A 23,648-nucleotide genomic window follows, 5' to 3' on the forward strand; every position below is an offset into this window, starting at 1 on the left:
GTGCGAAACCCCCGAAATGCTGAAAAACATGCAAAACCTTGCCAACTCCACCTGTTCTGGCGCATATTTGTCTAGTTTTAAGGCTCTAATAACTATTCAGATTTAGCTTTCTGAGGCGACAGATATCGGGCGTGGGGTGTTTGGCACCCTGGTAGGTACCTTTTGGGGGAAGGGGACTTGGGTTTGGTCTGGTTGAAATTGTTTTGTGTTTTCTTGGTTCTAGCGACGCTGCCTGCGTCGGCCATCGCATCAATCGGAAAAGTGCTCAGTGCTAAACCGGGCGCGGATATTATCCGGGCCGGTAAAAAGATACGCTTGCGTGAAGGGATGGATGTTGTTTCAGGCGATACTATTTCGACCGACAGATCAGGCGTGGTTCAATTGGTGTTCGTAGATGAAACCAAGATCGCGGTTGGTCCGAACGCGCGAATGATCCTGGATGTCTCGATGCTGCGAGGCAATCGGAAGGCAAAAAACTTCACCGTGCAGGCGCTGGGCGGCAGTTTCCGTTTCATTTCGGGCAAAAGCAGAAAGCGCGCTTATTCGATCAAAACGCCCGATGCCACCATGGCCGTGCGGGGAACGACATTTGACATGTGGATTACATCCGGCAGCCAAAGCGCGATGCTGGTAATCGAGGGCACCGTTCAGATGTGCGGCCGACGCGGGTCGTGCCGGTCGGCAAGCCGACAGTGCAGTCTCTTTGCGACCGGTTCGGGCGGTCAGGTGGGGCGCCCGATAGATCAGGAGCAGTATGACAAAGCGCTAAAAGGTGGTTTCCCCTTCATACGCTCGCAAACGCAACTGCTGCCACCGTTTCGGGTGAGTGCCGAAGGGTGTTCGGGCAGACAGGCTCAGGCCCCAAAGATTGAATCTGAAAGGCCAGAGCGGCGCGAAGCGCGGCGGCAAACGGAACAAGGTCGTTCTGAGGTGTCGGCGGCCCGCGAAAGCGGGCGATCCGAAGCGCCAGACCGGGCCTCAGCCAGCGCCGAAGGGCGTTCTGGGACATCAGCGCGCGCAGGTGTAAGCGCCTCGGGTGAAACGAGAACATCCGTAAACGCATCCAGTGGAGATAGCGGTGGATCGGGTGTCAGGGCAACGGCGACGGCAGGTAACGCTTCAGCGATAGCTGGTTGGTAGCATCAGGTTACATATATTTTCATGTTCCCCTGCGCCTGGAAGGTGAACGTGGTGGGTAAGATAAGAGACAAAATTGGGCATCGATTAGTATTCAGGCTTGTAGGCTTGGGGCTGATCTTGATGGGCTGCTTCATTAGGGTCGCGGATCCGTATCCCGTTCAAATGTCCAGATTGATTTACTTCGATATCCTGCAGCGGATTTCACCACGGGCCTACAACCCGGATCTGCCGGTCCGCGTGGTGGATATTGATGAAAGGTCTCTGGCAGAATGGGGCCAATGGCCTTGGCCTCGTACCCTGTTGGGTCAGATGGTCGAACGATTGGGCGAATACGGTGCCGCTGCGATTGCCTTTGATATGCTGTTTGCCGAGCCCGACCGATACTCTCCGATGCGATTGTTGCAAGACCCGACCTTGTCCGGACTACTGCAGGTGGATCAGGCCGCGATCGATCTGGACAATGACGTCAGATTTGGGGACGAAGTTGCGAAATGGCCAGTGGTTCTGGGTGTGGCAGCCCGGCAAACCGATAGCGGTTCGGCCACTGTACCGAAGGCGGGGTTAGTTGAAATCGGAGAGAACCCCGCAGCTGGCCTTGTCAGCGTTGCCCACTGGACCTCTCTGGCGCCGCCATTGGGGGAAGAAGCGGCCGGGATCGGGGGTGTTAATGTTTCGCCCCAAGGAAGTTTGGGTGTGGTGCGACGGGTCCCTGTGCTTTGGTCCGGGCCCAACGGTGTATTACCTGCGCTTGGGGTTGAAGCCCTGCGGGTGGCCATGGGCGAATCCGTTTATTTTGCCGAAGGATCGCAGGACGAGATCGGCATCATGCTTGAGGTTGGTCTGGGTGATTTTGTGCTGCCGACCACCGAGAATGGCGAGATCTGGGTGCGTTACAGGCGGGACAATCCTGGCCTGTATCTGTCGGCCGATGATGTCATGCGCAGCGGTAGTGATCCAACGCTTCAGTCAGAGATAGAAGGACGGATCATCCTGGTCGGCACCTCTGCGGCGGGCCTGTTCGATATGCGCGAAACGGCACTGGGTGAATCTGTTCCAGGTGTTTCGATCCACGCCCAGATTATCGAACAGATCATCCTTGGCGATGTGCTGAGCAGATCGGATGTTACCTCTGCACTTGAGCTGCTGGCGTTCGTGATCCTGGGCGTCGTTGTCACAGTGGTCATGTCCAACTATGGGGCGGTCGCTTCTTTTGCTGCAGGCGGAGTGGCCGCATCGGCCGTGATTGCCATCAGTTGGTTGGCGTTCCAGAACCAGTCGGTTCTGTTTGATGCGACCTTCCCTTTGGCCGGAGGTATGGCCAATTTCGGGCTTCTGGCCGGGTACCTCTTTGTTTCGACCGAGCGGGAGAAGCGGGTGATCCGCCAGACTTTCTCGCACTATGTCGCACCGGAAATCCTCGATGAGATGGAGGCCAACGGGCATCAGCTGCAATTGGGAGGTGAATCTCAGGAGATCACGGTGATGTTTTCTGACATTCGGGGCTTCACGCCATTGTCCGAGTCTGTGTCAGCCACCGATCTGGTGACCTTGCTGAATGCGCTGTTCTCAGAGATCGGGGATCAGATTCTGGTCGAGCGTGGAACGATCGACAAATTTATCGGCGATGCGGTTATGGCTTTTTGGAATGCACCGCTGCCCGTGGATGATCACCCGCGCCGCGCTGCTTTGGCCGCGCTGAAGATGCGCGGCGCGTTAGATAAGTTCAACACTTTGCCCATCATGCGCGGGCGTCCTCCCATCGCTCTGGCGACTGGCTGCGCAACCGGAGCCGCCTGCGTCGGCAATATCGGCTCGCGGCGCCGGTTCAATTATACAGTAATCGGAGATGTGGTGAATGTGGCAGCGCGGATCGAACAAAACTGCCGACATGTGGATTATGATATTCTGGTCTCAGACTCTATTCGCCGTGTCACCAATTCTGATCTTGCGCTGCTAGAGGCGGGCTTCGTGGATTTGAAAGGCAAAAGCGAGCCAGAGCCTGTTTATGTACTGGTCGGAGATCGAGAAGTTGCAGGCAGTGCATCGTTTCAAAAGCTGCAGACCGCACACATAGGTCTACTAGAGGCGATACGCGCACGGGAATCACAGACCGTAGTCGCTGGGTTATGCAAGGAATGTGCCAAGCATGCGATGGCGGTTGAGCCAGGTTTGGCATCATTCTATCGCGCGCTACCGGGGCGCATGGCGGACTTCCGATCAGAGGTGCTTCATGCGCGGCCGGTGTTTAGTCATCATCATGGTCTGCGCGAAGGTGCAGAGTAAGTACTTCGCCATATGCTTTGGAAAAGAGAACGGGGCGCTGTTGAAAATCAACTGCGCCCCGCCGGAAGTATCAATCTCGCCCCCTCGAATACCATCTAAAACAACACGGGCTAAAACTTTCGATATATTCGAGATCGACCTTCTGTCCCCATATTTAACGAATTCGGCAGGGTAGACAGTGAAGAAGTTCACATTACCCTGAAATTGTTTAAATTTTTTCTTAGCGCCAGTCGAAAAACCCTGGTCCGGCCTGTTTCAGCAGAGAGGCGGCCATTGTCTGACCCAGTTTTGCGCCGTCTTCGAGCGCTCCGGTGGCCTCTTCGCTGATCGCCTCGGAACCGTCCGGGCGCAGAACTTCTCCGCGCAAAGTAAGTTGGCCATCCTTAACCTGCGCCAAACCGGCGATCGGTGTTTCGCATGAGCCATCCAGCCCGGCCAGCAGGCTGCGTTCAGCCGCAAGGCGTTGGCTTGTTTCGACATGATGAATCGCCGCCAGCATCTCGGCGGTGCGGCTATCGTCGCTGCGCCGTTCAATGCCGATGGTGCCCTGCGCAATGGCAGGTAGCATGTCATCAGGTGATATGGCAGTCGCGGGGACGTCTTTCATATCCAAGCGGCGCAATCCGGCCATGGCCAGAAAGGTACAATCGGCCACGCCATCGGCCAGCTTCTTCAAGCGAGTCTGAACATTGCCGCGAAACTCGACGACTTTCAGATCGGGCCGCCGATTCAGCAACTGCGCCCGGCGGCGCAACGATGAAGTCCCGACAACTGCGCCCTCTGGCAGATCGTGAATCGAACTCAGAGTCGGCGAGATAAACGCGTCGCGCACATCTTCGCGCGGCAGGAATGTATCCAGCACCAGCCCGTCAGGCTGTTCGACGGGCATGTCCTTGGTCGAATGTACGGCGATGTCGATCTCACCTTTCAGCATCGCCTCTTCGATTTCCTTGGTGAACAGACCCTTGTTGCCAATCTCTTTCAGCGGCCGGTCCGCGTCGATCATCGCGCGGTTGTCACCGGTGGTCTTGATTACCACGATCTCAAACGCGTCCTCAGGCAGGTCGAAAGCGGCGCCAAGTCTCTGACGGGTTTCATAGGCCTGCGCCAGCGCCAGCGGAGATCCACGGGTGCCGATTTTCAGAGGCGATGCGGGGGTAGGCAATATCAGACTCATGTGCACAGCTTTAGTCGCGTCACATTGCCCTGACAATGGGGGCAGAGCTTGACAAATTGCCACTGAGGGCCGACGCGTTGCACCAAACCGGAACACTGGGGGCACTAATGGCCGAGACAAAGAAATTGCTACGGGCGCTGGCGGGGGAAGTGCAGGATGTGCCGCCGATCTGGATGATGCGACAGGCCGGGAGGTATTTGCCTGAATATCGTGCAACGCGCGCACAGGCCGGAGATTTCCTGTCTCTTTGCTATAACCCCGAGCTTGCCGCCGAAGTCACCCTTCAGCCCATTCGCCGCTACGGCTTTGATGCCGCGATCCTGTTTGCTGATATCCTGCTTTTGCCGCAGGCGCTGGGTGCGGATTTGTGGTTTGTCACCGGCGAAGGTCCTCGCCTTTCGACAATTACACGGGAGTCGGAGTTTGATGCGCTGAAGCCGGTTGATGCAATTCATGAGACGCTCTCTCCGGTGTATGAAACCGTGCGTATTCTTTCGCGTGAGCTTCCTTCTGAGACAGCTCTGATCGGATTTGCAGGCGCGCCCTGGACAGTGGCTACCTACATGATCGCCGGACGGGGCACCCCGGATCAGGGGCCAGCCCATGCGCTGCGCGAAGAAAACACTGCGCTGTTCGAGGCGCTGTTGGATCGGATCACGGCCGCGACAATTGAATACCTGTCTGCCCAAATCGAGGCAGGGGCCGAGGTTGTCAAAATATTTGATAGTTGGGCGGGATCATTGAAGGGCGAAGCGTTTCAGAAATACGCCGTTGAACCCTGTCGCGTGATTACTGCTGCCATAAAGGCACGCCATCCGGGCATTCCCGTCATCGGTTTCCCACGCGAAGCGGATCAGGGTTACATCGGTTTCGCCAAGGCCACCGGTGTGGATTGTGTCGCGCTGGACAATTCTGTGTCGCCCGAATGGGCTGCTGCGAATGTGCAAGTCGATGGGTGTGTACAGGGCAATCTGGCTTCATCGCATATGGTGACAGGCGGGCAAGCGCTTGTCGATGAGACGCGGCGGATTGTCGAAGCCTTCTCAAAAGGACCGCATATCTTCAATTTGGGTCATGGTATTACGCCAGATGCGGACCCTGAGAACGTTCAATTGATGATCGATACGGTGCGCGGGCGGTAAGCCTGGCGTGGGGGCCAGCCCCCTCTTGGCCTGCGGCCAATTCACCCCCGAGGTATTTTTAGCCAGATGAAGCGGGAGGAAGTTCGTTCAAAATCTCATTTGTATGCTCTCCGCGTTTGGGGCTGGGCCGCGGTTGCCAGTTGTAGGTTGAGAATCTAGGAGCGGCTGCGGCTTGACGTGTTTCGTCGTGGTCGACCCATGTTTGGCGAGCCGAATTCATGGGGTGATCTCGTGCTTCTTGTGGACTTAGGACTGGGGCAACGCAGGCGTCCGTGCCTTGAAACAGCGCCGCCCATTCGTCGCGCGGCTTCTCGGCAAAGATTTTGCTCAACCGCTTCGTCAGGTTGGGCCACGTCGCATGGTTATATTGCTGAGCGAATTCCGCGTCATCGCTGAGCCCGAGGATGTCCAGGAAGTGAGCATAGAATTTTGGCTCCAGACATTGAACTGAGATGAAACCGCCATCTGCGCAGGCGTAGGTTCTGCTCCAATGCGGTCCGTCGAGCAGGCTTTGACCCCGGGTGTCGGACAGGTTGCCGGTTTGGCGCAGGCTCATCAGCAAATTCATCATGTGTGCCGAGCCATCGTAGATGGCGGCGTCCACCACCGTGCCTTTGCCTGTATCTCGGGCATTCAAAAGCCCGGCGAGCAGACCTGCAACCAGATACATCGCACCACCGCCGATATCCCCGACTAGTGTTGCGGGCGTCAAAGGCGGTTGGCCGGGCGGCGACGCGTAGGATAAAGCCCCTGAAAGGGCAATATAGTTGAGATCATGGCCCGCTGTCTCAGAAAGTGGGCTATGCTGCCCCCAGCCTGTCATTCGGCCATAGACCAGCTTTGGGTTCAGGTGATGACAGTCTTCCGGCCCCAGCCCCAGCTTTTCCATCACGCCGGGGCGAAAACCCTCGATCAGCGCATCAGCCGTTGCGATCAGCCGTTTTGCAACGCTAAGGTCCTGCGGGTCTTTGAGGTCCAGTGCAATTGATCGTTTGCCGCGATCCAGCAGCGAACGTTCAGGCATACCCGGAGTGACGGCGGACCCTTTGCGATGGATGGTGATGATATCGGCGCCCATATCCGCCAGCAGCATGGCCGCGAAGGGGGCTGGGCCCAGCCCTTCGATTTCGATGATGCGTATGCCGTGCAGCATGTCTTCCTCCTGCGGCGCAGGGTTTCTGTTGGGCGGAGCGAATGCAAGCGAAGAATCCCGATCCAGTGCCTTGGTGTGAGCAAACTGGTTGCCTGCATCGATGTTTCAGGGCTAGGTCTTTGTGGTCTGCCGTAGGATTAAAAAGAGGTTGAGAGATGCAGTTAAGCGATACCCGTGAAATTCAGGCGCCGCCTGCCGCCGTTTACGCTGCGTTGCTGGACCCTGAAGTATTGAAAGCCTGCATCAGCGGCGCGCAGGAGATTACCGGCGATCCAACCGAGGGGTATAATGCGACCGTGGTGCAAAAGGTTGGCCCTGTGAAGGCGACTTTCAAAGGCACTGTGACCATGTCCGACATGGTTGAGCCTGAACGCCTGACCATCGCTGGTGAGGGCAAGGGGGGCGCCGCAGGCTTTGCCAAGGGAAGCGCAGATGTAACCTTCGCGCCCAGCGAGGCTGGTGGCACCCTTCTGACCTACGAGGTCGAGGCTAAGGTGGGTGGCAAACTGGCTCAGCTGGGCAGCCGCCTGATTGATGGGTTTGCCAAGAAGATGGCCGATCAGTTTTTCGCCAATCTTCAAGAATATTTCGAAGGTCCGCCACCGCAAGAAGACGCTGCCGAAGAAGAGACCAAGTCAGGCTGGCTAGGTCGCCTGACGGGACGAGACTGAACCCTGCGCACACGCGCATGGCACTGTGCGGAATTGGACTGTTCGACGATGGTCCGTCACGATAGGTTGCGGGGTCAGAACGAGGGTACGCATGACGACCATATTGTCGATCCGGGATTTGCGGAAGTCTTATGCCGATGGGTTTGAGGCGCTGAAAGGTGTGTCTCTGGACATTGAAGAAGGTGAGATTCTAGCGCTGTTGGGCCCCAATGGGGCGGGTAAAACAACGCTGATCTCGACTGTGTGCGGTATTACCACGCCGACTTCGGGCTCGGTCACCGTAGGTGGCCATGACATCCAGACCGAGTATCGCGCAGCCCGCAAGATGATTGGGCTGGTGCCGCAGGAAATCGCGCTGGAACCGTTCGAGAAGGTCTGGAACACTGTCCGCTTTTCGCGCGGGCTGTTCGGTCATAGCGGAGACAACGCTAGGATCGAGGAAATCCTGCGCAAGCTGTCCCTATGGGACAAACGCCGTAACGCAATCAAGGAACTATCCGGAGGCATGAAGCGACGTGTGCTGATCGCGAAAGCCTTGGCGCATGAGCCAAGGGTGCTGTTTCTGGATGAACCCACCGCCGGCGTAGATGTCGAGCTACGTAAGGACATGTGGGAGATCGTGGCCGAATTGAAGCAGGCTGGTGTCACCATCATCCTGACCACTCACTACATCGAGGAAGCCGAGGCAATCGCCGACCGTGTGGGTGTCATCGACAAGGGTGAGCTTTTGCTCGTGCAGGACAAAGACACATTGATGGCGCAGATGGGCAAAAAGCAGATTGAGGTCATGTTGACCGAGCCTATTTTATCGGTTCCCGACGTTCTGTCCGATCATCAACTGACGCTCAACGGTGCTGGCGATGCGCTGATCTATACTTACGACACCAATGCCGAGCGCACGGGCATCACCACTCTTCTCAATGATGTTGCACAGGCCGGTCTAGTGCTGCGTGATGTGCAGACGCGGCAATCGAGCCTTGAAGAGATTTTCGTCAACCTCGTGTCCGGAGAACCCGCATGAACTGGTCCGCTATTACTGCCATCTACCGGTTTGAAATGGCCCGGTTCTTTCGCACACTGGCGCAGAGTTTTTTGTCTCCGGTCCTGTCGACCTCGCTTTATTTCGTGGTGTTTGGCACTGCCATCGGCAGTCGCATTCAAGAGATCGAAGGCGTGTCCTATGGGGCCTTCATTGTGCCGGGTCTGATCATGTTGTCCGTAGTGATGCTATCAATCTCGAACGCGTCCTTTGGCATCTACTTCCCCAAATTCTTGGGTACGATTTATGAGTTACTTTCAGCCCCCATCAATTTCATCGAGATTGTGATTGGCTATGTGGGCGCGGCCGCAACTAAGGCACTGTTTGTAGGTCTTGTCATTCTGGCCACTGCGACGTTCTTTGTGGACATTCGCATTGAACACCCGTTTGCCATGGCGGCTTTCCTGATCCTGTCCTGCCTCAGCTTTTCCTTGCTGGGTTTCATCGTGGGTATCTGGGCGGGTAATTTTGAACAGATGTCGCTTGTCCCCCAGCTTGTTGTGACGCCCCTGATTTTTCTGGGTGGGACGTTTTACTCAATCTCGATGCTACCTCCGCTTTGGCAGACGATCACTCTGTTCAACCCCGTGGTTTATCTGATTTCCGGATTCCGCTGGTCATTCTACGGTATCGCAGATGTCCCGATATTTTGGAGCCTTTTGGCCATACTGGCCTTCACCGGAATATGCCTCGCGATCATTGGCTGGATCTTCAAAACCGGTTGGCGCATCCGCAGCTAGGGCGTTGCATTTTTGCCCATCAGGTGTGTGAAATTGGTTCACGTCGCGTTTATGGCGCTTCGGGTCTCTTGTTTACGGCTCCGGCGCGCTCTACATCGGCTTCCATGAAACTCAGCCTGCCCTTCATGAAAAAGCCGCCACTTGTGGCCGTTGTTCGCCTGTCCGGTGCCATTGGAATGGCCGGGCGAGGGTCGATGAACGCGACCGCTCTGGCACCGGTGTTGGAGAAAGCCTTTCGCAAGGGCAAGCCCGCTGCGGTCGCGCTGGAGATCAATTCGCCGGGCGGCTCCCCCGTTCAAAGCTCATTAATCGGTGCGCGTATCCAACGGCTGGCGGAAGAGCTTAAGATCCCTGTCTACGCCTTCGTCGAAGACGTGGCGGCTTCGGGTGGATATTGGTTGGCGGTTTCAGCGGATGAGATTTGGGCCGATGACAGTTCGGTTCTGGGGTCGATCGGCGTGATATCGTCGGGATTTGGCGCGCATGTTTTTCTGGCACGTCAGGGCTTTGAACGGCGCGTACATACTGCGGGTCAGTCGAAATCAATGCTCGACCCGTTTGCTCCGGAAAAGAAAGAAGACATTGCACGGCTCAAAGTGCTGCTGGGCGATATCCACGAGAATTTCATAACCCATGTGAAATCTCGCCGGGACGGCAAGCTGGACAGCAGCGCTGATCTGTTCAACGGCGAGGTCTGGCTGGCCCGTCGCGCGCAACAGCTGGGCCTGATCGATGGTATTGCCCATCTGAAGCCCAAGATGCAGGAGAAGTTTGGCGACAAAGTCAGGTTCCGCCGCTATGGCCTGCGCAAACCGATCTGGTCGCGCTTCGGCGCGACGCTGGCGCAGGATGCCATAGCCGGGTTTGAGGAGCGCGCTGCCTACGCGCGTTTCGGGTTGTAGAGTGATCATCAAAGCAGTCACCTTGTTCCTGATCGCCATGGGCGTTCTGGCGATGTTCGGCAAGCTACGCTTTCCTGGACAGAAACGATTGAGTTCTGCGAAATGTCCGCGTTGTGGGCGGTTTAGGATCGGCAAAGGCCCGTGTCCTTGCGAAGAAGGAGGCCGTGGATGACGGCATGGCTGTTCTCCGGCCTCGGGCTGCTGATCCTGTTGTTGGCAGGCGACGCGCTGGTGCGAGGGGCCGTGAACCTCAGCCTGCGGTTGGGGGTTCCCGCCCTGATCGTCAGCCTGACAATCGTTGCATTTGGAACTTCGGCCCCTGAGCTGCTGATTGCAATCAGCGCCATCAAGGAAAACGCGCCAGGCATTGCGTTGGGTAACGTGGTGGGCTCGAATACAGCGAATATCTTGCTGGTTCTGGGATTGCCCGCGCTTCTGGCGACCTTGCACACAAGCGAGTGCGACAGCCGCAAGAACTACATCTTCATGCTTCTGGCGTCGGTGTTATTTATCGGGTTGGCTTTTTGCGGGGTCTTTAATCTGCTCAGCGGGGCAATTTTGCTGGCTGCGTTGGCTCTGATCCTCGGCAACGCGTTTCGCGAAGCACATGCGCACCGTAAAGCCTGTGGTGAAGCTTGTGCCGATGAGGACGAGCTTGAGGGTCTTGAGGAAGCAGATCCTGACATGCCCTATTGGAAGGTGGCGATCTACCTGATCCTCGGCTTGATCGGCCTGCCAATGGGTGCGCATCTGCTGGTCGAAAATGCGACCGTCATTGCCCGGAACTATGGTGTGAGCGAAACAGTGATCGGCCTTACGCTGATCGCGGTGGGTACGTCCCTGCCGGAACTGTCGACAACCGTCATGGCTGCCCTGAGGCGACAAGCGGATGTGGCACTGGGTAACGTCATCGGATCGAACATGTTCAATCTGCTGGCCATTGTCGGCATTACGACCTTGTTTGGGCGTATTCCCGTCGATCCTGAATTCCTGCGTTTCGATCTGTGGGTGATGCTCGGTGCGTCGCTCTTGTTGGTTCCTTTTGTGTTCTTCAAGAAAGATATCACACGCGTCTGGGGCCTGATCTTGACAGCGCTCTATGTGATCTATGTTGCAAGCCTGTTAGCCTGACCTGACGAGGAGAATGAGCCCATGACCCGAGCATTGGTGACTGGTGCCGGTAAACGCCTTGGTCGTGCCATGGCGCTGTATTTGGCGCAGCGCGGCATGGATGTCGCTGTGCACTATTCCAGTTCGGACCAGGCCGCGCGTGAAACGGTTGATGAGGTTCAGGCGCTGGGCCGAAGGTCAGTTGCGCTGCAGGCCGATCTGCTTGATGAGGGGCAAGTCAGCTCATTGCTGCCGCGTGCAGCTGAGGCGCTGGGTGGTCCGATCACCTGTCTGGTCAACAATGCATCGATATTTGAGTATGACAATATCCACTCAGCTACCCGCCAAAGCTGGGATCGGCATCTCGACAGCAATCTGCGCGCACCATTCGTACTGACCCAAGCCATGGCCGAGCAGGGGTTACAGCCGGAGCTTGATGATCAGGGAGAGCCTCTGGCGATTGGGCTGATCGTGAACATGGTGGATATGCGGGTGCGTAAACTGACGCCTGAGTTCATGTCATACACGATTGCCAAGATGGGGTTGTGGGCCTTGACCCGGACTGCAGCGCAGGCTCTGACACCCGCAATCCGTGTGAACGCGATCGGCCCCGGTCCAACGCTGCAGGGTCATCGCCAAAGTGATGCTCATTTTAGCGCTCAGCGGCAGAACACGATTCTGGAGCGCGGCGCGAACCCGTCGGATATTACTGCTGCGCTGGGATACTTTCTGGATGCACATGCCGTTACGGGGCAGCTTCTTTGCGTCGATGGTGGGCAACATTTGGGTTGGCAAACACCCGATGTTCTTGGTGTAGAATAAGTAAATCTGCTGCAAGTTTTGCACCGCTCTCATCTCTGTTACTCGAGCGTTACAAAAATGTCTTAATTTTCATATACTTGTCGCAGATCAAGAAAATTATCCTTTAAAAACAACGTCATAATTTCCTGCCTATTTTTTGTGCAGATCAACGAAAAGGCAAGGATTCAAGGGAAAATCGTGATGCCCCAAAAGTTATCTGCACAGTTATCCACAGAAGCCGTGGATTTGTTTTCTCTTGATCTGAAGCGCACAAGATTGCAGCCACGGTCAGAGAATCATATCTCAGACTCATGACCGCTAGCACTGATTCCGAATCGTCGACCCAAGCCAACGGCTATGCCTGCATTCAGCGTTATGTGAAAACGCTGGACAGCTCGCCGGGTGTGTATCGGATGTTGGATGGGGACAGCCGAGTTCTTTACGTAGGTAAAGCGCGAAACCTGAAGGCGAGGGTATCGAACTACACCCGCCCGGGGCACTCGGGTCGGATCGAGAAAATGATCGCCGCAACTGCCTCGATGATGTTTCTGACCACTCGGACCGAGACCGAGGCGCTGCTGCTGGAACAGAACCTGATCAAGCAGCTCAAGCCCAAATACAACGTATTGTTGCGGGATGACAAAAGCTTCCCGAATATTCTGGTCGCCAAGGATCATGCCTTTCCGCAGATCAAAAAGCACCGAGGGGCGAAGAAAGAAAAGGGGGCTTATTTCGGCCCCTTCGCCAGTGCAGGCGCGGTGAACAGGACGCTGAACCAGCTGCAAAAGGCGTTCCTGCTGCGGAACTGTTCGGATTCCATGTTCGATAGCCGGACCCGGCCGTGTTTGCTCTATCAGATCAAGCGATGTTCTGGACCGTGCGTCGAACTGATCTCGGAAGCCGACTATCGTGAAAGCGTTAAGGATGCCGAAAGGTTCCTGTCAGGCCGATCTACCAAAGTGCAGGAAGATCTCGCCCAGCAGATGATGGCTGCCTCCGAGGCGATGGAGTTCGAACGCGCCGCCGGTTTGCGCGACCGTATCCGGGCGCTAACGCAGGTGCAGACGTCTCAAGGCATCAACCCGCGCGGCGTGGCCGAGGCTGACGTCATTGGTCTCTACATGGACAGCGGGCAAGCCTGCGTTCAGGTGTTCTTCATCCGCGCCAACCAGAACTGGGGTAACCGCGATTTCTATCCGCGCGTCGGCCCGGATGTGTCACAGGCTGAGGCGATGGAAGCGTTTCTGGGCCAATTCTACGACAATAAGGAACCACCCCGGCAGTTGATCCTGTCTGATGCGATCGAGAATGCCGATCTGATGCAGGAGGCATTGTCGGAAAAAGCTGGACGCAAGGTGGAAATCCTGGTGCCCCAACGCGGTGAAAAGCAGGAACTGATCGCTGGTGCCTTGCGCAACGCACGTGAATCGCTGGCCCGGCGGATGTCGGAAAGTGCCACGCAGGCCAAATTGCTACGCGGTGTGGCCGAGGCCTTTGATCTGGACGCGCCGCCAAACCGGATCGAAGTTTACGACAACTCTCACATTCAGGGCACCAATGCAGTTGGGGGCATGATCGTCGCGGGCCCAGAAGGGTTCATGAAAAATGCCTATCGCAAATTCAACATCCGCGGCGATGATCTAACCCCCGGCGATGACTTCGGCATGATGAAAGAGGTCCTGACCCGCCGTTTCACACGCCTGCAAAAGGATGATCCGGATCGGGACAAAGGGCATTGGCCCGATCTGCTGCTGATCGACGGTGGTGCAGGGCAGGTGAGCGCCGTGAATGAGATCATGGCCCAGCACGGGGTCGAGGATATCCCGATGGTCGGCGTCGCCAAGGGTGTCGATCGCGATCACGGCAAGGAAGAATTCCATCGCATCGGGCAGCGCCCTTTTGCGCTGAAACGCAACGATCCCGTATTGTACTTTATCCAGCGCTTGCGGGATGAGGCGCATCGCTTTGCCATCGGCACCCATCGCGCGAAACGCGCTAAGGCGGTTGGTGCAACGCCACTGGACGAAATCCCCGGCGTCGGGGCCGCGCGCAAACGCGCCCTGCTGACTCATTTCGGCAGCGCCAAAGCGGTGAGCCGAGCCAATTTGGCGGATCTTAAAGCCGTCGAGGGGATTTCAGCCGGGCTGGCGCAGAAGGTCTATGACTTCTTCCATGACAAGGGCTAGGCCTTTCGCCCCCGCCAAAGGATATAGAGGCCTGACGCCACGATGAGGGCGCAGCCAATCCACATGGTCTGATCCAATCGCTCGCCAAACATCACCACGCCCAAGCCGATACCGAACAACAGCCGCGAATAGCGAAACGGCGTCACAGATGAGACCTCGCCGGTGCGCATCGCCTTCATCAGCGCGGCATAGGCCATGACCCCCATCACAATCGCCCCGCCCATGTGCAGGCTGACATTAGGCGTCAGGGTTTGCAGCGATGTTCCTTCCCAGAATCGATAAGCCAAACCCGCGACAATGATGCAGAGGAAGCCATAGAACCCCAGAACCTCAGTGCCCAGTGTTGCGGGCGCGGCGCGGCTGGCCAGATCGCGCCCTGCAAAGCCGAGCATCCCCAGCACGGCAAGGATTGACAGGGCCGAGAAGCTGTCTCCGGTCGGTTGGATGATGATCACAACGCCGACAAGACCGATCAAAATGGCGCTCCATCGCCGCCAGCCGACGGATTCACCAAAGAACAACGCGGCCCCTGCGACGACAACCAGTGGTGTGGCCTGAAGGATCACCGTAGCCGAGGACAGTGGTGTCAAAGCGATCGCCAATACATAGAAAAGCCGTCCAAGAATCTCGAAGACCACACGCACCTTCATTGGGCGCGACAACACGTCGGACTGGAACAGACGCGTGCTACGTACTGTGGCAACCGCAGCGTAGATTACAGCACCGCCCGCACCGAACAGTACAAGCACCTGCCAGATCGGGATCGACGCCGAAGCCGCCTTAAGCAGCGCATCCTCCAGCGCGAACAGCGCCATTGCGGCGACCATCCAGGCACTGCCGATCAGATTTGACCGGGGATCGGTTTGAATATGCGGTGTCATGTCAGCTCTGGGGTGTTGTCTGGTTGGCCAGCCGACAATCTGACGCCAAAGCAATCAAGTGCCAAGATGAAACCTGTAATGTGACCACCGCTGCGACGCTTTGACTTTTAAGACAGCAAACGCTTGTGTTGGGTAGGTTTTTTTTAAGACCCTGTCTTTTCTGTCTTGAACCGGCGATGTAGGGTCCAAGCCATGAAATGGAACCTGCCGAATATTCTGACTGTACTGCGCCTTGTGGCGGCCCCCGGTCTCGCCGTGATGTTTCTGTATTTCACCCGTCCCTATGCGGATTGGTTTGCTTTGATCCTGTTTCTGTCAGCGGCGATCACCGATTGGTTCGACGGGTATCTGGCGCGCGCCTGGAAACAGGAAACGAAGATTGGCGCCATGCTGGATCCCATTGCCGACAAGGCAATGGTGGTAATCGCGCTGATGATATTGGTGGGCTATTCGACTGAACACTGGACACCATGGCTGGTCCTGCCCGCGACAGTGATCCTGTTTCGCGAAGTCTTTGTCTCAGGCTTGCGAGAGTATCTGGGCGATGTGGCCGGAACCCTGAAGGTCACCAAGCTGGCCAAGTGGAAAACGACGGCACAGATGGTAGCGATCGCGATCCTGTTCTCGCAGGGGATATTCGAGCACCATTTTGTGATGGCCACGATTGGCATGGATGCGACAACCATTGATCAGGTTCTGGCAGGGCAGGTCGAGGACCTGAACACCATCCGCTGGCATCTTGAGGCCATGTTCTGGTCAGGTCGTATCGGGCTATGGCTGCTCTGGATTGCCGCGACGCTGACATTGATCACAGGCTATGACTACCTACGTAAAGCCATGCCCCACCTGAAGGAGAGCTAACCGATGAACGTGCTGTATTTCGCTTGGGTGCGCGAACGCATCGGCCTGCCGAAAGAGAAGATTGAAACCGAGGCCGCAACAGTCAGCGATTTGGTCGCGGAACTGAGCGCGCGTGAGGATCGCTATGCTGCTGCCTTTGCCGATCTGTCGGCCTTGCGCGTGGCTCTGGACCAAGAGCTTTCGGATTTTGACGCCCCACTGACCGGTGTACGCGAGGTTGCGTTCTTTCCGCCCATGACGGGTGGCTAGAATGCGGATCGTCGTGCAGGAGGCCCCGTTCGATCTGGGGGGCGAAGCCAACGCTTTTGCCGCCGGGGACGATACCAACGGGGCCATCGTGACCTTCACAGGCGTTGTGCGCGATCTGGCTTCGGGCGATCTGGATGTGATGGAGATCGAGCACTATCCCGGCATGACCGAACGCGCCCTAACCAAGATCGCGGAAGAGGCGCAGGAGCGATGGTCACTGGGCAACGTTCTGGTGATCCACCGCCATGGAAGGCTTGCGCCTGGTGACCGTATCATGATGGTCGCCACCGCCGCACCGCACCGCAACGATGCGTTTGAGGCGGCGGAATATCTGATGGATTACCTTAAGTCTCGCGCGCCATTCTGGAAGAAGGAAATCACCACGTCCGGAGCAGAATGGGTGGCTGCCAAGGACGAGGATGAAGACGCGCTGACCCGCTGGTAGGGTGCCTAGTCTGCGTTGTTGATCCGCCCGCGCATCTCTTCGGCTTCCTGCCGCGCCGCGCGCAGCCCTTCCATTGCGGCATTCAACTCGGCTTCGGTTTGAGTCAGCTGGTTGGTCAGCTCTGCCTCGCGCTGCTGAAGATATGTGATTGCCTGATCGCGTGTTTCTTCGGCCTCGTGCAGTTCCTGACTCATGCGGTCAAGATCGGCCACGTCGCTTTGGCGAACACGGGACAGCCGATGGGCCAGCCAGTTGGCGAACCAACCCATGCAGAAAGCTGCGAACAGGATGATGGCTGTGGCGATGATGAATTCTGTTCTGTTCAACTTACTGGTCCTCTGAGCCTGCATCCGGTGCGTCGGTTTCAGGTGTCTCGATTTCGGCCTCAGATTCGGCCTCGGCTTCCATCGCCTCAAGCCCGGTCAGGGTGTTGGCCACGGGTTCAGGACGGATCAGGCGAAACTCGATGCGGCGGTTCTCTTCGCGGCCTTCTTCGGTTTCGTTATCGGCGATAGGCTGCGTCTCGCCATACCCGACCGCAGAAAAGCTTGAGGTCGGCACGCGCCGTCCGCGCAATTCGTTCAGGATCGACTGCGCGCGCGACTGGCTGAGCTGCTGGTTCATCTCTTCACGGCCCTGACTGTCGGTATGGCCCTGAATCTCCAACCGGATGGGGCCACATTCACGCAGGATGTCCGCGATCTGGTTCAGGGCATCGCGCGAGTCTGCTGCGACGGTGGCTGATCCCGGTTCGAACGCAATTTTTCTGGCGGCCTGAACCTCGGCCAGCTGCTCTTCGCAGACCTCAGGGTCGGGCGGCGCGTCGGCGGGTGCGGGCGGCTCCTGATAGGTGATTGACAGGGTGTAATCCTGCGCCTCGCCCAGCTTGTCCGATAGCATGCCGGCGATCCGGGCCTTGGCGTCGGGATCATGGCTGATGCCCGACAGTGCGACATTGTCCGGCGTCACGGTCAGTGCGCCGTTGTGCAGCTGCGACAACGCCTCCAGCCCGGCCAGAACGCGCACGGGCCAATCCGCGGGTAGGTCCGGCGCGATCCGGGTGGCCGTGTGCACCTGCAACGATCCAAAGGCGGCGCGCGCAAAGCTGTCGGTCATTTTGTGCAGCGTCTCGTCACTCAGTCGACCACGCAGTTGCACCAAACCTTCAGGGCTGCGGGTTGCGACGAATTCAATCGGCCCTGTCGGGTCATCGGATTCGGGTTCCGGCAAAACGGCATGCAGGGCAAAAACCTCGGGCAGCGCGTTTTCAAGCTCTCCCACGATGCGGTCGAACTCCAAAGGGTTGGTCCCTTGTGCAGCAACCAAAGTGATATCGGCATCCGACAGCGTAACTGAACCCTGACCAAGTTCAGATAGCGCACGAATGCTGAGCTGCGCTGCATTCGCCCAACGCGGAGACGGTACGCCTAGCCCAATGGTGCAGGAATAGGGGCCGGTCAGTCCGGCCTCTTGTGCTGCGGCGACGATGATGTCGCGCGCAACTTCATCCTGGGCCGAGCACGCATCAAACTGCCCGCCATCCTCATCTATCAGATAGCGCAGCGTGAATGGTGTGATTACCGGGCGAGGTGCCGAAATTGAAAGGCCGATTCGCAGACCTGGTGGCGCGGCGCGGCTCAGGTCTTGTTCCAGCTGGTCTTTCTCTTGCTGGCTATCGGCAATGGCCGTGATACGCACCAACCCTGGGCTGGCAGATATCTTGGCCCGTGGCAAATCCGAGAGCGCTTCGATCGCATAGTCGATTGCCTGATCCCATCCGTCTGGCTTGGGATAGTCGGCACTTTCCATCAGGTCCGAGACTGACGCGTCCCGATCAAGGCGTTGCAGCCTGTCTACCAGATCGTCGCGATCCAGAGCCGCAGGTACTAGCCCGATAATCGAAATTCCACTGTCATTGCGCAAGATCTCGGTAGAAAAGCGGGGCGGTGTCAGATCGGCGGTGGGAGCAACCTCCATCTCGTCAATGACGCGCGAGGTGTCGACCTCGGTGCCCGCAGCGATCAGGGCGTTGAATCGGGTCGCCTCAGTCGGGGCCGTGCCGGTCAGAACGACACGCAGGCCGTCGGATTCGACTTCGGCCCAATCATGCCCCTGCAAGTTCAAGGCCTTTCGCACGGCCAGTTCCGAGGCGTCTTCGATCTTGCTGACCGCAAATCCAGCGACCACCAGCGATAGCACGGCGGACACCGCGAAAATCAACGCAACAGCTAGGGCGTAAGGCAGACGCATGGGCGAAATCGAGACTCCTCGGGCGGTTGGTTCCGGGACTCATACAGAGCGCAGCACAGAGGTGCAATCAGAGGAAAAGGGCGACGCTGAGGAAGATCAGCGGAATCAAGCCGGTGTCACGGTTGGCCCGGAAAAGCTGCAGCAATTTGGCGTTGTCCTCCGTGTCCAGCCCCCGCAATTGCCAGGCCAGATGCCACCCCATCGCCCAAGGCCCGCCAAGGGCGACCGCCAAAGCAAGAACCGATGTCCCGGGCAAAGCCGCGTCGATAATTGCAAAGGCCATTAGACTGACGGTTCCAATCAGAAAATACTTGAGCCAACGGGCGGTATCGGTGCCAAACAGGCGCGCGGTGGACTTGATGCCGATCAGCTCGTCATCCTCGGCATCCTGATGGGCGTAGATCGTGTCGTAGAACAAAGTCCAGGCGATTCCTGACAGATAAAGCATGATCGCAGGCCAGCCCACGGTGCCGGTATGTGCAGCCCAGGCCAGCAATGCGCCCCAGTTGAAGGCCAGCCCCAGAAAAATCTGCGGCCACCAGGTGAAGCGTTTTGCATAGGGATAGATGGTAACAGGCAGCAAAGACAAAACTCCCATCGCAATCGCGGCCCGGTTGAAGGTCAGAAGGATGGCCAGGGCCAACAGACATTGCAGCACCATCCAGAACGCAGCCTGACGGACACTCACCTGTCCTGAGGGAATCGGGCGCGACCTTGTACGCTCGACCTTCCCGTCAAACTCTCGATCGGTGATGTCATTCCACGTACAGCCCGCGCCACGCATCAAAAACGCACCAATGGCACAACCAACTGCGATCCAAAGATCCTCCCATCGTGGTGCGCCGTCGCTCAGGATGGCCAAGGCCAGACCCCACCAGCAGGGAATCAGCAGCAGCCATGTGCCGATGGGTCGGTCTGCACGGCTGAGCCGCAGGTAAGGGCGGGCAAAGGCGGGGGCGTGGGTGTCGACCCAATTGCCGGTTACGGCATCGGCGACCTGACCGTCTGGTGTTGGGGCATTGCCTTGCATATGTAGGGTCTCATGAATGCGAAGATCAGACTGTATGTAGAGCACCCTTTGGGTCCGGGGCAATCGGTTCCTTTGACGCGTGAGCAGGCGCATTATCTGTTCGGTGTCATGCGCCTGTCGGTTGGGGGCCGGGTCGCCCTGTTCAATGGCAGCGATGGCGAGTGGCAGGCAGAGGTAGCAGAAGCAAGTAAACGAGGCGGAATTCTGTCGTGCGTGGAGCAATCGAAACCTCTGCAATTACCGCCCGATCTGTGGCTTCTCTTTGCACCGATCAAGAAGGCGCGGACCGATTTCATCGTTGAAAAAGCAGCTGAAATGGGGGCCGCGCGGATCATACCGGTGCAGACCGAATTCACCAACTCCGAGCGCATTCGGCAGGATCGCTTGCAGGCCCACGCAATTGAGGCGGCCGAACAATGTGGCGGCACTTTTGTGCCTGAGGTCGCTGACCTCCAGCGATTGGATCGTATCCTGGGCGCGTGGCCCGATGATCGCCAATTGATGTTCTGTGACGAGGCAGAAGCCGGCTCGGCTCTGCGCTTGGCAGAGAATGAGAAAGGTAAGCCGTGGGCGATCCTGATCGGCCCCGAGGGCGGGTTTTCCGAGCCCGAACGCAAACGGTTGGCAGAGCTGCCATTTACCCATGTGGTCAGCCTCGGCCCACGCATCCTGCGCGCCGATACAGCAGCCGTTGCGGCGATGACAATGTGGCAGCAATCGTTGGGAGATTGGACGTGACGTGGCAATTGGCGCAGGAAACGGACCTGTCCAGGATCGACTCGTTTTTGTCCCAACATATCCAAACATCGATGTTCCCTTTGGCCAATCTACGGGATTTTGGCCTGTGCGGTACGCATCCCCGGTCGTTGAATGCATGGACGCTTGGCAGCCCGTTGCGTGCGGTCTTTGCCATAACAAATGAAGGCATGATCCTGCTGCAATGTCCCGACTGTTCGGATACCGAACTTGCCGCAGCGATTGACCTTATTCGAGGCCGGGCCCTGTTCGGCATCGCGGCTGAGGCAACGCAGGCTCGTCGGATAATCCGGTTGGCAGGTTGGGAAGGGCGACCCGCGACCCTGAACAGCGATGAGCCGGGGTTTTCCCTGGCGCTGGATCGACTTCAAATACCGGATTTCAGTGGGGCAGATCTCATGCCGCTTACTGATGTAGACCGTTCGGTCCTTGAAGACTGGCGAGAAAGCTACCTCATCGAAGCCATGGATTTTGATCCTTTGCGCGCACAGACGCAGGCTGGGAAGGACATCAAGACCTATATCGAGCGGGATTCGCATCGAGTTTTGCTACATAACGGCCTACCGGTCAGCATGACCGGCTTCAACGCTCGCTTGCCTGAAGTGGTGCAGATCGGCGGTGTCTACACACCACCCAATTTACGAGGGCGGGGCTATGCGCGTTTGGCTGTTGCCCTGCATCTGGTTGAGGCGCGCGACGCGGGAGTTTCCAGAGCTGTCCTCTTTGCGGCTTCCGATGCGGCCGCGCGTGCCTATATATCCATTGGGTTCCAGCCTGCAGGTCAATACTCGCTGATCCTGTTCAAAAACCCGGAGGACGTGGCATGAGTTTCTTTCGACCCGAAGCCAAACTGGCCCTGTGGCGCTGGCGCGAAGTGCTGGTTGCAGGGTTTGTTCTGATCCTCGGCCTCAGCTGGATCAGCGGCCCCGGCGGATTGCTGGCGTGGTTGGGGTGGCTGCTGATCGTCGTCTCGATGGCACTGGCGGTGATCGGAGTGCAACGCGCGCGCTTTCGCAATGGTGCGGGAGGACCGGGTGTGGTGACTATTGATGAAGGCCAGATCACCTATCTGGGCCCGCTCGACGGCGGCATCGTTGCAGCCCGCGAAATCGAGCGGTTGGCGTTGGATCCGACCTCGCAACCTGCGCATTGGGTTTTGGATCAGCCGGGGCAACCGACCCTTCACATTCCGGTGAACGCCGAAGGGGCCGAAGCGCTGTTTGATGTGTTCTCAGCACTTCCGGGGCTTAAAACCGAGCAAATGCTGTCGGAACTCAACGGTCGTGCGGCACATCCGGTGGTGATCTGGGAACGCACGCCGTCACGGCCTGCGCACCTTAGGCTGCATTGACACTGGCGCGGTTTGCGCTCAGGACTGACCGCCAAGATAGACACATCAGGATCGGAGCACGGGTCACATGTCCATCCCCCAGTCCGGCGGCGGACCGATCGAACGCCATGAGCAACTGGCCGAATATCTGGAATCGGGCTGCAAGCCCAAGGAAGATTGGCGCATCGGAACCGAGCACGAAAAGTTCGGCTATTGCAAAGACACTCTGAAACCACTGCCGTTTGAAGGCAAACGGTCGATTGTGGCCGTGCTGGAAGGTCTGCGAGACCGCCATGGCTGGGCTGAAGTGCGTGAAGCTGGACATTTAATCGGGCTTGAGAAGGACGGCGCGAACGTCAGCCTGGAACCAGGCGGTGCGTTGGAACTGTCCGGCGCTCCGCTCGAGACAATTCATGAAACGTGTGATGAGGTGAACACTCACCTGCGTGAAGTGAAGGATATCGCCGATGAGATCGGTGTAGGCTTTATTGGTCTGGGCGCAGCCCCGATCTGGACCCATGAAGAGATGCCGTTGATGCCCAAAGGCCGTTACCGGCTGATGAACGATTATATGGAGAAAGTCGGCACCATGGGCCGTGCCATGATGCGGCGCACCTGCACGGTTCAGGTCAATATCGACTTCGGGTCCGAGGCCGACATGGTGCAGAAGCTGCGCGTCGCGCTGGCCCTTCAGCCGGTCGCGACGGCGCTGTTTGCGAACTCTCCGTTTTTCGAGGGCAAGGTGAACGGCCAGAAAAGCTGGCGCAGTTATATCTGGCGGCATCTGGACGATGCACGGACGGGCATGCTGCCCTTTGTATTCGAAGAAGGCTTCGGGTTCGAACGCTATGTACAATATGCGCTCGATGTACCGATGTATTTCGTCTATCGCGACGGCCAGTATATCAACGCGCTGGGCATGTCGTTCCGCGACTTCCTGCAGGGCAAACTGCCTGCACTGCCCGGCGAGACGCCGACTCTGTCCGATTGGGCCGATCACCTGACCACGGCATTCCCCGAAGCGCGGATCAAGAAGTTCATGGAGATGCGCGGTGCCGATGGTGGCCCATGGCGTCGCCTATGCGCTCTGCCTGCATTCTGGGTTGGTCTGACCTATGACCAAACTGCGCTGGATGCCGCTTGGGATCTGGTCAAAGGCTGGGATGCCGAGACGCGCGAAGCGCTGCGGGTTGAGGCTGCCAAGGATGGTCTGCAAGCACAGGTTGGCAACATCAACATGCATGATCTGGCGCGCGAAGTGGTCTCGATTGCCGAGGCTGGTCTGGCGTCGCGCGCCCGCCCCGGCGCAGGTGGTCTGGTGCAGGACGAGACGCATTTCCTGAACGCGCTAAAGGACAGCATCGATACGGGCAAGGTTCCCGCTGATGAGTTGCTGGATCACTACAATGGCGACTGGAATGGCGACCTGACCCGGATTTATCCCGAATACAGCTATTGATCCCCACCGTCCCGCTTGCATTCGCGGGGCGGGGCCGATAGCA

Annotated in this window: 23 protein-coding genes; 17 read left to right on the forward strand and 6 right to left on the reverse strand. The window is 57.7% G+C overall.

The features are described from left to right. The first annotated feature begins 213 nt into the window (after positions 1-213). On the forward strand, positions 214-1,140 hold the full coding sequence (locus ACR0AH_RS13795) for a FecR family protein (protein WP_480454232.1): 927 nt from the start codon (positions 214-216) through the stop codon (positions 1,138-1,140). A 162-nt stretch (positions 1,141-1,302) separates the two neighbouring features. Then, positions 1,303-3,423 carry a CHASE2 domain-containing protein gene (locus ACR0AH_RS13800; RefSeq protein ID WP_480592380.1) on the forward strand — a complete coding sequence of 707 codons (2,121 nt, stop codon included), beginning with the start codon at positions 1,303-1,305 and terminating at the stop codon, positions 3,421-3,423. 220 nt (positions 3,424-3,643) lie between these two features. On the opposite strand, the gene hemC is transcribed toward ACR0AH_RS13800, so the two are convergent. Next, on the reverse strand, positions 3,644-4,600 hold the full coding sequence (hemC, locus tag ACR0AH_RS13805) for a hydroxymethylbilane synthase (protein ID WP_480592382.1): 957 nt from the start codon (positions 4,598-4,600) through the stop codon (positions 3,644-3,646). Positions 4,601-4,707: 107 nt separating this feature from the next. On the opposite strand from hemC, the gene hemE reads away from it, so the two are divergent. Then, on the forward strand, positions 4,708-5,742 hold the full coding sequence (gene hemE / locus ACR0AH_RS13810; RefSeq protein ID WP_480592498.1) for a uroporphyrinogen decarboxylase: 1,035 nt from the start codon (positions 4,708-4,710) through the stop codon (positions 5,740-5,742). Between the two features lie 58 nt (positions 5,743-5,800). Here the strand turns inward: hemE and ACR0AH_RS13815 are convergent, their stop codons facing one another. Then, a complete protein-coding gene (locus tag ACR0AH_RS13815) occupies positions 5,801-6,895 on the reverse strand; it encodes a CaiB/BaiF CoA transferase family protein (RefSeq protein ID WP_480592384.1) in 1,095 nt (364 codons plus the stop codon). Between the two features lie 155 nt (positions 6,896-7,050). Between ACR0AH_RS13815 and ACR0AH_RS13820 the strand changes: the two genes are divergently transcribed. The 7 genes from ACR0AH_RS13820 to uvrC all read left to right on the forward strand — a co-directional run bounded on the left by ACR0AH_RS13820 (position 7,051) and on the right by uvrC (position 14,344). Further along, the gene (locus ACR0AH_RS13820) at positions 7,051-7,566 is read left to right on the forward strand and encodes an SRPBCC family protein (RefSeq protein ID WP_170423597.1); all 516 of its coding nucleotides are present in this window, start codon (positions 7,051-7,053) and stop codon (positions 7,564-7,566) included. A gap of 91 nt (positions 7,567-7,657) precedes the next feature. Continuing rightward, positions 7,658-8,587, forward strand: a complete 930-nt coding sequence (locus tag ACR0AH_RS13825; RefSeq protein ID WP_170395599.1) for an ABC transporter ATP-binding protein — start codon at positions 7,658-7,660, stop codon at positions 8,585-8,587. Further along, positions 8,584-9,345 carry an ABC transporter permease gene (locus ACR0AH_RS13830; RefSeq protein WP_170395601.1) on the forward strand — a complete coding sequence of 254 codons (762 nt, stop codon included), beginning with the start codon at positions 8,584-8,586 and terminating at the stop codon, positions 9,343-9,345. The genes ACR0AH_RS13825 and ACR0AH_RS13830 overlap by 4 nt, the downstream gene beginning before the upstream one ends. Positions 9,346-9,449: 104 nt before the next feature. Further along, the gene (locus ACR0AH_RS13835) at positions 9,450-10,247 is read left to right on the forward strand and encodes a S49 family peptidase (protein WP_170395603.1); all 798 of its coding nucleotides are present in this window, start codon (positions 9,450-9,452) and stop codon (positions 10,245-10,247) included. 168 nt (positions 10,248-10,415) lie between these two features. Beyond that, positions 10,416-11,378 carry a calcium/sodium antiporter gene (locus ACR0AH_RS13840; RefSeq protein ID WP_170395605.1) on the forward strand — a complete coding sequence of 321 codons (963 nt, stop codon included), beginning with the start codon at positions 10,416-10,418 and terminating at the stop codon, positions 11,376-11,378. A 21-nt stretch (positions 11,379-11,399) separates the two neighbouring features. Next, positions 11,400-12,179, forward strand: a complete 780-nt coding sequence (locus tag ACR0AH_RS13845; RefSeq protein ID WP_480592386.1) for an SDR family oxidoreductase — start codon at positions 11,400-11,402, stop codon at positions 12,177-12,179. 290 nt (positions 12,180-12,469) lie between these two features. Next, the gene (uvrC, locus tag ACR0AH_RS13850) at positions 12,470-14,344 is read left to right on the forward strand and encodes an excinuclease ABC subunit UvrC (RefSeq protein WP_480592388.1); all 1,875 of its coding nucleotides are present in this window, start codon (positions 12,470-12,472) and stop codon (positions 14,342-14,344) included. Here uvrC and ACR0AH_RS13855 read toward each other — a convergent pair. Then, positions 14,341-15,225, reverse strand: a complete 885-nt coding sequence (locus ACR0AH_RS13855) for a DMT family transporter (RefSeq protein ID WP_480592390.1) — start codon at positions 15,223-15,225, stop codon at positions 14,341-14,343. The two genes, uvrC and ACR0AH_RS13855, sit on opposite strands and share 4 nt — an antisense overlap. A 192-nt stretch (positions 15,226-15,417) precedes the next feature. Between ACR0AH_RS13855 and pgsA the strand changes: the two genes are divergently transcribed. From pgsA to ACR0AH_RS13870, 3 genes are read left to right on the forward strand one after another with little or no spacing between them, the layout of a single operon-like run. Then, the gene (pgsA, locus tag ACR0AH_RS13860; RefSeq protein WP_480592392.1) at positions 15,418-16,086 is read left to right on the forward strand and encodes a CDP-diacylglycerol--glycerol-3-phosphate 3-phosphatidyltransferase; all 669 of its coding nucleotides are present in this window, start codon (positions 15,418-15,420) and stop codon (positions 16,084-16,086) included. Positions 16,087-16,089: 3 nt separating this feature from the next. Beyond that, positions 16,090-16,335, forward strand: coding sequence for a molybdopterin converting factor subunit 1 (gene moaD / locus ACR0AH_RS13865; protein ID WP_170395615.1), 246 nt, complete (start codon positions 16,090-16,092; stop codon positions 16,333-16,335). Position 16,336: 1 nt separating this feature from the next. Continuing rightward, complete coding sequence (locus ACR0AH_RS13870) at positions 16,337-16,780, forward strand: molybdenum cofactor biosynthesis protein MoaE (RefSeq protein ID WP_480592394.1); 444 nt, start codon at positions 16,337-16,339, stop codon at positions 16,778-16,780. Positions 16,781-16,785: 5 nt separating this feature from the next. On the opposite strand, the gene ACR0AH_RS13875 is transcribed toward ACR0AH_RS13870, so the two are convergent. The 3 genes from ACR0AH_RS13875 to ubiA all read right to left on the reverse strand — a co-directional run bounded on the left by ACR0AH_RS13875 (position 16,786) and on the right by ubiA (position 20,060). Then, positions 16,786-17,106 carry a hypothetical protein gene (locus tag ACR0AH_RS13875; protein WP_170395619.1) on the reverse strand — a complete coding sequence of 107 codons (321 nt, stop codon included), beginning with the start codon at positions 17,104-17,106 and terminating at the stop codon, positions 16,786-16,788. A gap of 1 nt (position 17,107) precedes the next feature. Then, positions 17,108-19,030 carry an OmpA family protein gene (locus tag ACR0AH_RS13880; protein ID WP_480592396.1) on the reverse strand — a complete coding sequence of 641 codons (1,923 nt, stop codon included), beginning with the start codon at positions 19,028-19,030 and terminating at the stop codon, positions 17,108-17,110. Positions 19,031-19,097: 67 nt separating this feature from the next. After that, complete coding sequence (gene ubiA / locus ACR0AH_RS13885) at positions 19,098-20,060, reverse strand: 4-hydroxybenzoate octaprenyltransferase (protein ID WP_480592398.1); 963 nt, start codon at positions 20,058-20,060, stop codon at positions 19,098-19,100. 12 nt (positions 20,061-20,072) lie between these two features. Here ubiA and ACR0AH_RS13890 point away from each other — a divergent pair, with 12 nt between their 5' ends. From ACR0AH_RS13890 to ACR0AH_RS13905, 4 genes are all read left to right on the forward strand, one after another. Further along, complete coding sequence (locus tag ACR0AH_RS13890) at positions 20,073-20,798, forward strand: 16S rRNA (uracil(1498)-N(3))-methyltransferase (protein WP_480592400.1); 726 nt, start codon at positions 20,073-20,075, stop codon at positions 20,796-20,798. Next, positions 20,795-21,643: a GNAT family N-acetyltransferase gene (locus tag ACR0AH_RS13895; protein WP_170733538.1), complete on the forward strand. Its 849-nt coding sequence runs from the start codon at positions 20,795-20,797 to the stop codon at positions 21,641-21,643. Before ACR0AH_RS13890 ends, ACR0AH_RS13895 begins: the two co-directional genes overlap by 4 nt. Further along, complete coding sequence (locus tag ACR0AH_RS13900; protein ID WP_170408404.1) at positions 21,640-22,167, forward strand: hypothetical protein; 528 nt, start codon at positions 21,640-21,642, stop codon at positions 22,165-22,167. The genes ACR0AH_RS13895 and ACR0AH_RS13900 overlap by 4 nt, the downstream gene beginning before the upstream one ends. A 67-nt stretch (positions 22,168-22,234) precedes the next feature. Further along, complete coding sequence (locus ACR0AH_RS13905) at positions 22,235-23,605, forward strand: glutamate--cysteine ligase (RefSeq protein WP_170408403.1); 1,371 nt, start codon at positions 22,235-22,237, stop codon at positions 23,603-23,605. Positions 23,606-23,648 lie beyond the last annotated feature (43 nt).

This window comes from Ruegeria sp. AM5, from assembly GCF_056540645.1.